9 protein-coding genes are annotated in these 14,150 nt (G+C 26.3%); 8 read left to right on the top strand and 1 reads right to left on the bottom strand.

Annotated elements, in window-relative coordinates:
- Positions 1-121: 121 nt before the first annotated feature.
- The 8 genes from AAHM83_RS00250 (at position 122) to AAHM83_RS00215 (ending at position 12,677) form a co-directional block, all read left to right on the top strand.
- Positions 122-730, top strand: coding sequence for a hypothetical protein (locus AAHM83_RS00250; RefSeq protein ID WP_342262032.1), 609 nt, complete (start codon positions 122-124; stop codon positions 728-730).
- A 544-nt stretch (positions 731-1,274) separates the two neighbouring features.
- Positions 1,275-2,297, top strand: a complete 1,023-nt coding sequence (locus tag AAHM83_RS00245; protein ID WP_342262031.1) for a hypothetical protein — start codon at positions 1,275-1,277, stop codon at positions 2,295-2,297.
- A gap of 38 nt (positions 2,298-2,335) precedes the next feature.
- On the top strand, positions 2,336-3,964 hold the full coding sequence (locus AAHM83_RS00240) for a hypothetical protein (protein ID WP_342262030.1): 1,629 nt from the start codon (positions 2,336-2,338) through the stop codon (positions 3,962-3,964).
- 34 nt (positions 3,965-3,998) lie between these two features.
- A complete protein-coding gene (locus AAHM83_RS00235) occupies positions 3,999-5,624 on the top strand; it encodes a hypothetical protein (protein WP_342262029.1) in 1,626 nt (541 codons plus the stop codon).
- An 87-nt stretch (positions 5,625-5,711) separates the two neighbouring features.
- Positions 5,712-7,058: a hypothetical protein gene (locus AAHM83_RS00230; protein ID WP_342262028.1), complete on the top strand. Its 1,347-nt coding sequence runs from the start codon at positions 5,712-5,714 to the stop codon at positions 7,056-7,058.
- 71 nt (positions 7,059-7,129) lie between these two features.
- Entirely contained in the window at positions 7,130-7,939 is an 810-nt protein-coding gene (locus tag AAHM83_RS00225) for a hypothetical protein (protein ID WP_342262027.1), read from the top strand.
- Between the two features lie 51 nt (positions 7,940-7,990).
- Positions 7,991-9,070 (top strand): hypothetical protein, encoded by a 1,080-nt coding sequence (locus tag AAHM83_RS00220; protein WP_342262026.1) that lies wholly within the window; start codon positions 7,991-7,993, stop codon positions 9,068-9,070.
- 70 nt (positions 9,071-9,140) lie between these two features.
- Entirely contained in the window at positions 9,141-12,677 is a 3,537-nt protein-coding gene (locus AAHM83_RS00215; RefSeq protein ID WP_342262025.1) for a hypothetical protein, read from the top strand.
- Positions 12,678-12,817: 140 nt separating this feature from the next.
- Here AAHM83_RS00215 and dnaN read toward each other — a convergent pair whose 3' ends face one another.
- The gene (gene dnaN / locus AAHM83_RS00210; protein ID WP_342262024.1) at positions 12,818-13,918 is read right to left on the bottom strand and encodes a DNA polymerase III subunit beta; all 1,101 of its coding nucleotides are present in this window, start codon (positions 13,916-13,918) and stop codon (positions 12,818-12,820) included.
- Positions 13,919-14,150: the final 232 nt, after the last annotated feature.

Below are 14,150 nucleotides of genomic sequence, written 5' to 3'. Positions count from 1 at the left end.
TTTTGCTCGTTTTTTAACGTTTTTTAAGCTTTTTTTAATGTTTTTTGATCATTTTTGAGACTTTTTTTATGTGTTTTTAAAGAAGTTGTGATCAAAAATAATAATTGTTAATATAAAAATAATGAATAAAATAGTATTTATTGTTTTAATGTTTCAAGCTTTTTTTTTGATATCAAAAGAAATAATGGTTGACTCAGTAGAAGAGCTGATTACAATATTAAAACAAGAAAAAAACGAAAAAACCTTAATAATAATAGATATTATTGATATTGCAATAGAGCACAAAAGCAAATTTTTACATCAAGAAAATAAAGCAAGATTAGTTAAAATTTTAAGAGAAAAAGCAGCTCCACATAAAATAAAAAGCTTCTTAGAGGAAAAAGAGTCGGAAGGTATAAAAGAGTTGAGTTGTTTTTTTGATTTTTATGAAAACTCTAAAAATATCTTGTTAATAACAGACAAAAGGGAATACGCTCCATCAAAAAACCATGGAAAAATGGAATTAAATTACGATTCATATAAAAAAGGCGTGCTTTTTTATCGGGCTAATTTTTGGCTAAAAATACTAGAATCAATGTTAAAAAGGTACGAGATTGTAATTTTTGTTTCGTCAAATAAGAATAAAATTAAGCAATTTCAAGCAAAATTCAAATCAAACGGATACGCAATATTGTGCAAAAATAAAAGAGAAAAATTAAGAAATTTAGAGTTAGAGAATGTTTCTTTATAACACAAAACTATAATTTAAATTTAAGAGACATGATTTTTGGTGTTTTTTATCATTTTTGTTTTATCTTTAAGCTGAGTCTGAAAAAGACGCCTCAGCTAAAGCGTCACCATAGACAAAATGAAATAAAAATATATGTGTGGATCCTGAAGCCAAAGTTGCGTGTCGAGAATTTTGGCATAATAGCGTTAAATTAAAAATTTATTTTTTATAGACATAGAGACAAAGAAGCTTCGCCAAATAAAATCCATGGTGAAACCTATGTGGGAAATAGAAATGTTTGAAAAAAATTAAAGCGCTCTTTATTTGCAAAAAAATCAATAATATAGAGTCATAATGTTTTTGAAAATTTCAAAGAGTGTTTGAAGTGTAGACAGTAACAGCATTTTTGATTTGAATTTAATAATATGCAAAACCGTCGTTAAAACTACGATGGGGATAAAAAAATTTTTTTAATAAGCAATAAAATTTGATGTGCAAATCAATATAAAATATCACCAAAAGGAGGGGGGTTCCCTTTTTTTTTTTTGAGTTATAAAATGGAACCATGAATAAAAATAAGTATATAAAATTATTAGGATTACTTCTCGCAAACTTGAGTGTACACTCACATGAAGATCAGACTCCACCAGTGCAAGATGGTTCAAACGGCGCGTCAGCTAGCGCAACACCAGCGCAAGAGGGTGCAACAGGAGCAGATGCAAATAACATAACCACAGTTGAGGGTATGGATAGACTTACTTCTGCTCAAGGTGGGACTGTTTTGACTAATCTGCAACAACCACTAGATCAACAAGCTGCTGTAAATCGACAAGAGTCTCCAGCTCCAGAGTCTTCAGATCAACCTGAAACATCTGCTGCTGATACAGCTGATACAGAAGCTTCAGCTCCAACTGGTTCTGATACAACTGTTCAAGAAGCTGTTCAAGAAGCTGTTGAAAAAGCTGCAGAAAAAGCTAAAGCTGCAGAAAAAGCTAAAGCTGATCAAGAAGCTGCTGCTCAAAAAGCCGGAGAAGAAGCTGCTCAACCTGCTCCAGTTGCTGCTCCAGTTGCTGCTCCAGTTCAACCTGGTACACCTGCTTCAGCTACTACAGTTACTCCAGCTACTGAAGAAGAGGAAAAGAATGATTTTTTGAAACAAAACATATCCTTTGTTTGGGGTGCTAAATATTCAATTGCTGAAAATTTTTCAGTTTTGTATTATGTAAACAGCTCTGTTGAGCTTCAAAATTCTTTGCTTGCTATTACTTATGGCGTGAACAATCAATTTGAGGTTGGTCTTGGTTTGGTATTCGCACATGCTAATGGAGATTTGTATAAAAACATGAAGTTTAAAAAAGATGATAAAGATGAAAAAGATGGATATGCTGCTGGTTTCGGCGTTTGTGCTTCTTTGAGACATAATCAAATGATTCTTTTGTTTTCCGCTTCATATGCGTTTTGGAAAGAAGATAAACGAAGTGTACTGCTTACTTTATCGGCCGGTTACAATCATCAAATAAATGATAATATAGATCTTTTTGTTGGTTTGGGAGCTCAAAAGTCTATCAAACAAGATGACAATAACTAATATATAAAAATTTCATGCTTTTTTAGCATAATATTTTTATGTTTTTTAAAAAAATTTTTTTGTTTTTTTGTTTAAGTATTTATTCTCAAGATTTATCTGATGTTAAATTTTCAGACATACAAGAAATAATAAAAATTGTGGGAAAAGAAGAAAAAAGCTTTAATAATCACTATATTGAGGATTATCTTTTGAATTGTTCATCTGATTTTGAAAATCTAGATCAACAAATTTTATTTTCAAATGAAAAAACTATAAAATTCAACGACTCTATCTATGAAATTTTTTTAATTTTAACTAAATTTTTTTATTTAATTCGTTTTTATGCTCCAAATTTTGATTCTGTTTTGATAAATGAGCTATCTTTTTTACGTCGTGAATTAAGCTTTGTTTTAAAAGACTTTCAAAAAACCGAAGATTATTTTTTTAAAGCTTTAATTGCGCTGGAAGATGTTTCTTTTTTAAAAGAATTTTATAAAAATTTTGATGAAAGTAAGGGTAAAGATAATGATTTTGATATTTTAGAATTTTATTCTGATTTAAATAACCCATTAAATAAAATTTTTTTAATGGTTAATAAATATTTTTCTGATTTTTTTTGTGAAATTTTATATTTATATTCATCTGAAAAAAACGTGAGTTTTTGTAATATTTTGAACATCTTGAAGCTTGATTACTCTCAAAATATTTATTCTTATAGTTTTCAAAAAAATGCTAATTATTTGAATGCGTTGCAAGATCAGACTATCGTTATTGATTTTTATGTAAAACAGTTAAAATATTTTTTATATAATTTAATGTTTTTATCAAATTTAAAAAATAAAGAGGAAAAAGTAGAAAATGAGTTTTTTAAAAATTTACAAAATCTTTTTGACACTTACTATTTTGCAATTGCCTTTGTTGGACAATATTTGTATTCTAATAATTTAGATGAATTTTTGGGAATAAGACGAGCGGGGAATTTTTTTCAAATTAATAAAAATTTAAATGCTGAGGAAAAGAAAGATGCAATAATTTTTTTTGAAAAGCTAAATGATTATTTTTATAATCAGAAAAAGCAGGGTGATGTCTTTGATTTTGATCAATTTATTAATTTTGTACAAGAAAAGAGCAGTTTAATTGATTTTCCACAAGAATTAGAATTTATTTTTAGGTTTGTTTTTTTGTCTAATTCTTATTTTAAAGAAAACACCGATGAAAAAAAACAGAGTTTTTTTTTAGAAGATGATTTAAGTGAAGGTTGTTCTAGTTTTTGTGAAAGTTCCCACAATAATCAAGTTTTAAATCTGACAAAAAATAAAGCTAAAAAAAATCAGTCTTTAGAAAATAATAGTTTAGACAACTTTAAAAATTTTAATTTAAATATTTTTTTTGGTCATGATAAATTCTGTTTTGAGTTTTTAAACAAACAGTTTGTTTTTGGTTTTGGATTTAAATCAAGCGTTGAAAACATTTTATTTGGAGGCTCTGTTTCTTTTTGTTTTAATAGTTTAATATTGTCAATTCATTATTTTTTTAATAGTGTAATTTTATTTTCTTTTTGTTTCAATGTATATAAAAATTATAGTTTTGTTTTCTCTTTTTCTAATGAAAAACTTTACTTGGGAATTAGTTATTTTTTTGTTTATGAAGAAACGCGTGTAAACCTTGATTTGAATTATTCTTTTTAAAAAAAAATAAATCTTTTTTTGTTATTATGTCTATATGTCTATTTTAAGCAAAATGAAAAAAATATTTTTATGTTTTTTCTTTTTATTTTTTATTGTTTTTGAGTCTGGTAATAGTTTCCATTTAGAGGCTAAAAAGAAATCTGCTTCTAAAAAGAAGAAGAAGGCCAAAGAAAAGAAAGCCAAAGAAAAGAAGGCTAAGGAAAAGAAGGCCAAAGAAAAGAAGGCCAAAGAAAAGAAGGCCAAAGAAAAGAACGCCAAAGAAAAGAAGGCCAAAGAAAAGAAGGCCAAGGAAAAGAAGGCCAAAGAAAAGAAAGCCAAAGAAAAGAAGGCCAAAGAAAAGAAGGCCAAGGAAAAGAAGGCCAAAGAAAAGAAAGCCAAAGAAAAGAAAGCCAAAGAAAAGAAGGCCAAGGAAAAGAAGGCCAAAGAAAAGAAGGCCAAGGAAAAGAAAGCCAAGGAAAAAAATCAAAATATCAAAAAGAAAAATGCTAAAACGTCCGTTTCTAAAAAAAATAATGGCAATCAAGAAAATAAAGATAAGAAAAATAGTGCAAGTGATTTTAATGAAAACGAAGAAGAGGAGATAGATGATGAATTGGTGGTTCAAAATAATAAAAAAACAACTCAAACAAATAAAAAGACAAAGACTAATAGAAACCTCAAAAGTAAACCACGATCTAAAAAAACAGATGGTCCAAAAAAGAAAACAAAAAAAAACAAATTAGAAAATAAAAAAAATTTAAATAGTAATAGCAAAATTAAAAACCAAAAAAAACACACAGAACCAAGTGAAAAAAATAATGAAAACAAATCAGAAGTAGATAAAAAAGCTCTTTTAAACAAAAAACCCCAAAATGGCAAAAAAAACAAAAGGAACACAAAACATTCTAAAAAAGAAGATGAAAAAAATATAAAAAAGGAAGGGGTTGATGAGAAAAAAAGTAAAAACAACAAATCTCAAAAAAAAATGAATCAAAACAGGACAAAGAATAAAAAAAATCGAGAGCTTAAGCAAGATGATGAAAAAGAAGAGGTAGAAGAAAACTGTGAAAACTTACATATAAATGATGATTTAGATTTAGATGAATTTTCTACAAAAAAATCTTTGCATAAAAAAAACAAAAGGCATGCAAAGAGTTCCAAAAAAGAATATAGAAAAAATAAAAAAAATCGAGAGCTTAAGCAAGATGATGAAAAAGAAGAGGTAGAAGAAAACTATGAAAACTTACAGACAAATGATGATTTGGATTTAGATGAAGTTCCTACAAAAAAACCTTTGCATAAAAAAAACAAAAGAAACAAAAAGCGTTCTAGGCCAATTGAACAAGATGAAGAATTTATTGAACAAACTGTATCTAAAAATAAAGTGAACTTTGTTAATAGATCAAATTATCATCAAAAATCGAAAGAAAACGAATCTTCTGATTTTAATAGCATTGAAAATGATAATGATGTTTTAAGTTATGATGAAGAGGATAATGAAGAAACTCAAAAAAACAACCCCAGCTACACTTATAGTCAACAAGATGCGAAAATCCCTCTTAATAAAGCTGAAAAATATATACCAAGTTGGAAGAAAAAGCCCAAAGAGTACAACGAAAAAAGTGTGAAAAAAGAGTATGATATAGCGCAAGTTTATGTTCCAAGTTGGAAAAACAATTAATAATTTGATATAATAAAGGTCGTGCTTTGTAAAAACGCTATATTGTTATTTTTTTTTGTTAATATTGCTAGTCCGTCTCTTGAAGACATGTTACCTGCCCTTGTTAGGGTTTGGTACTTAAATAGATCTAGTGTAAATCAGCAAATTAAAAAATTTAAAGAGCCGGTTTTTGAATTTTGTATTCCATATTTAATGTTTTTTTTCACTCCTATTAAATTTTTTAAAAAAGATGGAGATAAATATAATTTTCATTATGTTTTAAATCAAGAAAATGAGTATTCTTATTTTGATTTTATCGAAGTTGACAAAAATTTTAATGTCTTTTTTTTGAACAAAAACAAAAAAGTTGAAAATATTAGTCCAGAGCTTATTGAAATATATAAAAAATTAATAAAAGACTTTTCTAATATGAATTTATTTGTCTTGATGTTTACTTCTGCATATTGCACAGTAATGAAAGAAAAAACTAAAAAAAAATATATTAAAGATGGAGATTTTTTTAATTTTTTTAATTTTTTTAAAGCAAAAGAGCAAAAGAGCTTTGATGATATAATTAGTTTGATAGAAGGGAAGGGAGAGTCTATGGATAAAAAAGTAATATGGGAGAATATAAAACAAGGTATTAAAATTTTTTCTTTTTTTTATAGTAATTTTTGTTTAAACGCACCACCTAATGCAAATCAACAAGAATCAGCAACTTTGGAGTTTAGTGAATTAGATAAAAATTTTATAGATTATTTTTTACATGGGCTCTTTCAAGAGTGTGCTCCATTAAAAAATGCTTGTGTTGATTGTGTTAACACAGCGTCAGAAGTTTTAACTCAGATAGAAAAAAAAGTGAATGAATCTGCGGATAAAGTTACAGAGAATTTAAAAAGCGCTGCTGAGCCATTGAGCGAGCTCTTGGTTGATTTAAAGGGATTAGTACCAAAAGTGAGTGAAACCATGCAAACAGCTCAAAATATTATGGATCAAATTGGAAGTTGTGTAAATGAAAAAGGTCCAATAATTGAAGAAGCTCTTAATAATGCCGACAAAGCAAATCAGTTTCTTGAAGGATTAAGATTAAAAGTAGGTGGTTTTTACTGTGTTGCCACTGAGACGCGTTTTCCATTTCATGTTTCTTTAAGTCTTGATTGGGCTTGTCTATCTAAAGAAAAATTAGTGAGTGTGGTTGTTGGTGTTGGTTTTTCCATTAAGAAAGAAAGCTTTTCAATTTTGGAGAGTTTTTATTTAGACTCTATCTTTATTTCTGGTTTGTGTTACGAATTGATCATAGGTCAGAAGGATTTAAATTTTAATGGTTTGTCTTGTTTCTTTTTTCCTTCTTTTTTTGGCTTGAGGCGTTTTAAAGTTTTTTGTGCTATTAGGTTATCAGATCACATTCGTTTTTCTTTTGGTGCTGCCTATATTTATGAAAGGCCTACTCTATAAAATTTTTCTTGAATAAAAAGAGGCTTGTTTTTTTTTATAAAATTTATTAGCCTTTATAAAGAGGTCAATTTATGAATAATAAAATAAAAAACATATTGTTAACACTTCCTTTTTTTGCTTTCTCAGAAGATAAAAAGGCTGATATTTCTCCAAGTAATTTTGCTTGGGCAGCTGGTGCTTATGCAGGTTATCTTTATGGATTAGAATCATTTTCAGTCGGTGCTTTTTTGGGAGCTGAATATTCATTTGCTAAAAAAATTAATGCGTTTATCGGTGCTACAGTAGTTGTGCCTATGAATTATGGTGCTATAACAGGATTTAGATTTATGGGTGGTGCTTTATTGGGTCAAAAACAAAAATTCGACGAAACAAAAAATGCTGATTATAAAAAACTAAATGAAGCTGCTATTGGTTATCTTAAAGGTGGTTTTGGTATTTTGGCAGTAGATACAGCTTACTATTTCTCAGTTGGTATTCAAGTTAAATGCTTAGAAACCAGCGTCATTACTAGAGCATTTACATACAGCATTGTTCTTATGCCTAAAGCTGAAGTAATTGATTGTGTAGAAGTTGGAGCATTGTTTTCTGTTGGATACCATAAAGCAGCTAAAGCTAAAGATATAAGCGATAAAACTGTTTCCGATATTATTAATAAGGTTTATGTTTTGGATAATGCTGAAAAAATTTCTGCTTCTGATTTAACAGAAGATCAAAAAAAAGCTAATGAAAAGAGCAGAAAAGTTTATGAGGCAATTTCAGTGAATTCGTTTAATCTTGTTGAGATAGCAAATGAAGTAATAGAAAAAGCTAAAAAAGGTGAAACAGCAGAAATATCTGAAGGTGCATCTTCTAACGGATCTTCTCAAGAAGCCGCAGCTTAATAAATAATGATAGTTAACTTATTATTTTTAAAAAAATGATATTTTTTTATTATGAGATTCAAATTTTTCATATTTTTTTTGTTTTTTTTTTCAAACTCTAAAATTTTATTTTATACAAATGCAGATTTGGGAATGAGTTTTTTAGACTATAATAATTTTAAGCTTGGTTTTTCTTTAGGGATTAAAAGCTTTGATGAAAAATTTAATTTTAAAAAAAAATTATATTCTTTTGGTGCTTTTTTTGATATTTTAGATTTTTTTTCTATTAAATCTTTTTATGTTGGCTCTAATGTTTTGTTGGAAATACATGATTTGCAAAAAATAAAGTATATTGGGCTGAACTGTTTGGTTTCTTTTAGAACCTGGGATTTTCCAATTAATATTGGTGTTATTTGTACATATTCAAAATTTAGGCCTAATTTGTCTTTTGGCGCTATCGTTTCTTTTAATTATTATATAAAAAAAATGAATATAAATTTAGGTTCAGCTTTATTATATTCTAAAACAAAAAATTTTAATGAAATTTTTAGTTTTTCTATTCCAGAATACTCTTTTTTGAACGAATTGGATCAAGATTTATTAAATATAATAATCAAAAACAAAAACAATCTGCAAGATAATGACGAATATTTTGAGGAAAACACAAAACTTTTTAAAATTGAAAAAGATTTACATGAAACAATACAAAAAATTCAAAAAATAGCTAATTCAAAAAAAATTGAAAAACAAAATTGCAAAAAACAGTTAATTTTAATGAAAGATTTTGAAAAACAAATTAATTTATTGATAACCTCATTAAAAACATTATATAAAATTGCTGTAAACACTAATTTAGTTTTTGATTTTTTTTCTACAAATCAAATTAATAATCTTGAAAAGTATTTAGAAAAAGTTCGAAACAAAATTGAAAATGCAAATGATGATTTTGCAAATTTTAACTATTCGTTTGAAGAGGAATGCTTGAAAAATTATAAATCAGATAATATTGAAAAATATTTAAAAAATAAAATATTAGAAGCTTTTTTGATCTTTTCTTATTATATTGAAATTAAAGCTTCTTTTTTGCCGAATGAAGAGGAAGAAAAATCTAATAGTGTTTTATTTAAGTTAAAGGGTTTTTTGTTTAAATAAAAAATTAATAAAGAAGAAATAGTTTTTTAAATTCATAAGTTATTCATTTTTTTTTATTAATATATTTTTTATGAAAAAAACATTTATTATTTTTTTTTTATTTTTTAATTTAAACTCTTTTAATGTTTTTTGGGGTTCTGGGAGATATTATTTGTTTGACTATAAGCGTTCTAATAATGTTTTTTTACAATTACATTGCAATACTTATGGTGCTATAGATATTAGTTTAGGTGGAATACATTTTTTAAATAAAATTTTTTGTGAATTATCTTGTAGTTTTCGTAAAAAAAATTTTTTTGCTTTTTTAGGTTTGAAATATAAAAATTATATGTTTAGAGCTGGATTGATAAACAAGTCTTTTTCTTTGGGAGTATCTTATTTTTATAAACATTGTGAATTAGAGCTTATTGGCTCTTATAAGTCTTTTATTAAGCTTGGTAAAAAAAATATATTGCCTATAGAAAAAAATAAAATAAAGAAAAATAAAAAGATGAAAGAATATGATCTTGATAATGAGTTGATGTTTGATGACAATATATCTTTACATAGCGAAACAGATCATATTTTACAAGATTTAAATTCATATCATGGCTCTGAACTAAATAAGGGAAGATGCCAACTAAGCACGTCGCTTTGTGAGGGCCAAGGCAATAAGGGAAAGTTGTTTAGTGATGGTGTGGCTTTGAAAAAACAACCGTCTACACAACAACAGCCTTTTTCTTCCAGTGAAAATGAAAGTAAAAGAAAAAAAAACAATGAAAGGCGCGATGTTTTTTTATACGGTAGAAATTCAAAGATAAAAAACTCTCTGTGCCCTATTGCAGAGCTAGAGCTGAGAATGAAAAAAATAAGTGCGCCAGATCTAAATAAAAACAAAAAAAATTTCAGGCTTTTAAATGCTTTTATAAGTAATCAATATATTAAATTAAACGATTTTTTTTTAAAAGAAAAAGAGCAACAGCTTAAAGGAGTTCAAGCTTTTTTAGCTTCATTGAGATGTAAAAATTTTAATAAAGATAGCTTAAAAAAACCCTGTGTAAAATGTTTGGTACCTGTAGATGAATGTTTTGCATATGTAGATGAATCTTTATCTGGTTGCAGAAAATTTGTAGAATCTTTGCAATTCATTCGTCGCCCTAAGAAAGAAAAATTAGAAGAGTTTATTGAGGCTTATAGAAAAGAGCATCAAAAGCAAAAAATGGATTTGTTCTTATCTGTTGCAGATAAGCTAAAATATTCATCATATTCTCAATATGAAAATAAAACACAATTTTTGTTTGATTTATATGCTTTTGAAATTTTTGATTTGATGAAGATTGAGGTTAAATCTAACGATATAAGTTTAGGCGCAATTTTAAAATCAAACCAAAACGCTGATAACATTAAGTCTATATATGATTTGAAAAATTTAAATTTTGCTAGCTTTCATGAAAAACTAGAAAAAGCTGCAGAGAAAAACAAATTTGCCAATATGTGGTTAAATGAGTTCCAACAGTGTTTAAAGAAAAAATCAAAAAATACAGAGGCTAATAAAACTTTGTTTTATAAAAAAGTTTTAGACAAATGTAAAATTTTTTTAATATTAAATAATTTTATTGAACTTCAAAAAGGAAAAAAAATAAACGTGAATTTTGTATTGAACAATGAAATTATAAACGCCATTTTAGATTCCTCTTTAGACATACTAACCATTTGTAATTCTCAAGAAAATTTATATAAAAAATTTAATGATCTTATCATAACCAACCAAGGTTTAACCAATAAAAAACTTTTTAAACGTAATTTGCAAAAAGAAAACTTTAATTTTAATGAATCTTATTTAAAGTCAGCATTTAAAACACATTTAAAATCAGATACAATAAAATCTCTTAATAAAAACAGAGAGCATTTTAACACCTTACAACTATATTTATCTACATATAATTTATTAACACAGACAAAAAACAATTATATAAAAGAAGAATTACAAAAATCTGTTAAAGCTGATGAAATAAAAAAAGAAAATGAGCTTATTGCAAAAAAAGCAGCGGAGAATGATAAAGAGGTATCTGAAGTTTTAGGCTCAAAATATCAAAGAAGGTTGAATGATCATCACAAAACTTTAAATGAATTTTTAGATGGGGTTCAAAAAAGAACCATATCACCACAATTAAATAGAAAACTACCTATAAATGAGTATTGTGGAACTCTTTTATATAGAAGTGAAAAAATGCCTGAAAATTTGAAAAAAATTGCATCAGGTTTTATATATCAAGGCTTTGACATAGAAGATTTTTTTATTAATTGTTTGGAAAAAGATAGTTTTGTTTCATATAACCATAATCAAAATTCTTCAGATGAATTAAAAAATTATTCTTCAATTTTTAGTTTTCAATATATTTATTCAAAAGCTTTAAAAAATATTGAAAAATATCGAATGAACTTTATGGAGCGTTATGATATAAAAAATTTAAAAAACATAAAAACTATAATAAAAAAAACAAAAACACTTTTAAGTAAAGAGTTGAAGAATAAACAAAAATTATTTCAAGATAAAAACATTAGCGTTTTTGCGTTTTTTCAAAATTTAGATTATATAAAATTTCAAATTGAAATGATTCAAAATATTATGAAAAATAAAGATCAATATGCAAATTATAAAACGTTAATTAACAACATAATAATTTATCCCAATATGTTGAATTTTGTATCAGATTGGCCATTTATTATAGATAAAGTTAAAAAACATTCTCTTGGAGAAAAGCAGACTGTTTTAATTGAAGCGAACCATGAGATTCTAAAAAATAAAAGCAATAAATTGATTAAATATTATGAAAAAAAACATGTAGATGCCAATTATTTATATTATGGGCGTGATTTTGTTGTTAAAAACAATCAAGATCTTTTGCTTAGCTCTTTATCTAAATTAGGAGCTTCTTTTGATTCTTTTGAAAGCTATAAAAATTCTGTAACTTTTTTTAATCAAAGTCTTGCATCTTTATATGAAAATTATTGTGAATTATTAAATCAAAAAAACAATCTTTTCTTATTAAATTATTTTTTAGATAGTTTTAAAAATTCCAAGACGCCTTTTCTTGATGCTTTAAAAAATTTGGTTGAAAATTTTGATGGAAATAAAAAACAACTTTTAAACTTAATTCTTCTTGCTGAATTTTGCGGAATATCCGTTGAAAACATCAAAAAAATTTATGATTTGATGTCTGAATTTAATATTGATAATTTAGATAACATATCTAAGAAAGTTAGATTTATGAAAAGTGAAATTCAGATTGTGAAAGAAGAGTTTATTAGCTATATTAACAGCTATATAAAGCATAATCATTCTGCTTCTTATGAAAAAATTAAATCCGATTTGTTAAAAGTTGAATCAACCTTGAAAAGCAGGGTGTTTTTTGAAATTTTTGTTTCTTTAAATGATTTGTTTACCAAATTTAAAGGTAAAATATCTGATTTTAGCGTTAAAAATATTGAAATTTTTTCATCTATTATTACGAAGTGCAAACTAGAGAACAGTTATGAAAACGATGTTTTTTGTGTTGAGTTATCAAACTTTCTTTCGGCAGTGGGGCAGTATTTAAATAAACACAAAATAAAAAAATGGTTTTAGTTTTTTTGCGTTAAATGTTCAGTATGGTTGAGGGTTGTGATTGTTTTTTTGCATTAATTAAGTATGGTCGATAGATATGGTTAAAAACAGCATATAAAAATTTTTTTCACGCTAAGTCAAACTGTTTTTATGTTTTAAAATTATAAATCTGGTCTAATTGGTGCTAAAATAAACAAACTTCCATTGTTTTCGATTTTTTTTATGTTGATTGGAGAAAAAGGATCGGTAATTTCAAAAATAATTTTGCCATCAATGTTATTTAGCATTTCTTCTAAAAATTTACCGTCAAATAATATTTTTAATGTTTTGCCCGTATACTCTCCAACTAATATATCCTCTCCTTCAGATATAGCGTTTTCTGCGGATATTTTTGAATTTTCTTTTTCTTTAAATTTTAATATTAAAGTGTGTTGGTGTTGATTAGAAACAACCATGATTCTCGTGATTATTTCAAGTATTTCTTGCGCATTGCAGACAAAACTAGCATTGAAAATTTTTTTATCAGATAAAAGTTTTTCGTAATTCGGAAAATTCCCATTGATACATAAAGATTTCCAGGTTGTTTTTAAGTTGTTTGTTTTTCCAATTATTTTTACACTTGTTCCAACATAAAAATTTATCTCTGTGGATCCAAAATCTTCTAAAAGTTTAATTAATTCAGTGATGGATTTTTTACCTAATATGATTTTTTTTGTATAAAAATAATTATCAAAAATTTTGAAAATAGCCAGTCTAAGGCTATCTGTTGAGCATAAGTTTAATACGTTGTTGCAAAAATCAAAACAAACTCCTGTGAGAGATGGTCTTGCTTCTTCTAGTGATGCGGCCCATTTTACGGTCTTTAGCCCTTCTAATAAGATGTCTGCTTTTATTTTACAGTTGTTTTCGTATTCATTTGGCCATTCTGGAAATTCTGATGTAATTTGTTTTGAAAACTTGAATTCCGCATTGTCAATTAAAATTTTGTAAAATTCGAATGTTTCTTTTATCATGAAACTTTCACTTTTACTTTTTTTTAATATTTCATATAAGGTAATTCCATTTATGAAAAGGCTCGAGTTTTCGAATGATCCTTCCATTGTTTGCTCTAAATATCTTTGTCCATCTGTTGAAATTATTTTTAATTCTTTATCATTTGTTATTAACTTAATTGAGGAAAAGATCGGATTTATCGCTTTTTTATCTAGGTTTGATTGATGATTCGCAAGAATATTCAAAAAAACTTGTCTATTAAACTGCATATATTTATTTTAGGGGAAATCTTATTCTATATCAACAAGGTTTGATACTAAATTTTATAAAAAATGTGTTTAAAAAGGCTTAAAAATCATTAAAAAACAGTTAAAAAGCGTTGAAAAATGATCAAAATTTGATGTTTTTTACATTTTATTCAAAAAAAATTTGTAGAATTCACAGAGAGTGTTTAAATTAAAGTTGCAACAAGAAAAAGGGATATATATTTAAAATTATTCA

Source organism: Alphaproteobacteria bacterium endosymbiont of Tiliacea citrago, assembly GCF_964031065.1.
In the GTDB taxonomy this organism is placed as follows: domain Bacteria; phylum Pseudomonadota; class Alphaproteobacteria; order CAJXXZ01; family DAHXLG01.
This window is presented reverse-complemented; position numbering and strand designations above follow the sequence as displayed.

Bases quoted from the DNA above. Each gene is read 5' to 3' on its own strand.
- AAHM83_RS00250 (WP_342262032.1), top strand. From the start codon at position 122: ATGAATAAAATAGTATTTATTGTTTTAATGTTTCAAGCTTTTTTTTTG.
- AAHM83_RS00225 (WP_342262027.1), top strand. From the start codon at position 7,130: ATGAATAATAAAATAAAAAACATATTGTTAACACTTCCTTTTTTTGCT.
- AAHM83_RS00215 (WP_342262025.1), top strand. From the start codon at position 9,141: ATGAAAAAAACATTTATTATTTTTTTTTTATTTTTTAATTTAAACTCT.
- AAHM83_RS00230 (WP_342262028.1), top strand. From the start codon at position 5,712: ATGTTACCTGCCCTTGTTAGGGTTTGGTACTTAAATAGATCTAGTGTA.
- AAHM83_RS00240 (WP_342262030.1), top strand. From the start codon at position 2,336: ATGTTTTTTAAAAAAATTTTTTTGTTTTTTTGTTTAAGTATTTATTCT.
- AAHM83_RS00235 (WP_342262029.1), top strand. From the start codon at position 3,999: ATGTCTATTTTAAGCAAAATGAAAAAAATATTTTTATGTTTTTTCTTT.
- AAHM83_RS00220 (WP_342262026.1), top strand. From the start codon at position 7,991: ATGAGATTCAAATTTTTCATATTTTTTTTGTTTTTTTTTTCAAACTCT.
- AAHM83_RS00245 (WP_342262031.1), top strand. From the start codon at position 1,275: ATGAATAAAAATAAGTATATAAAATTATTAGGATTACTTCTCGCAAAC.
- dnaN (WP_342262024.1), bottom strand. From the start codon at position 13,918: ATGCAGTTTAATAGACAAGTTTTTTTGAATATTCTTGCGAATCATCAA.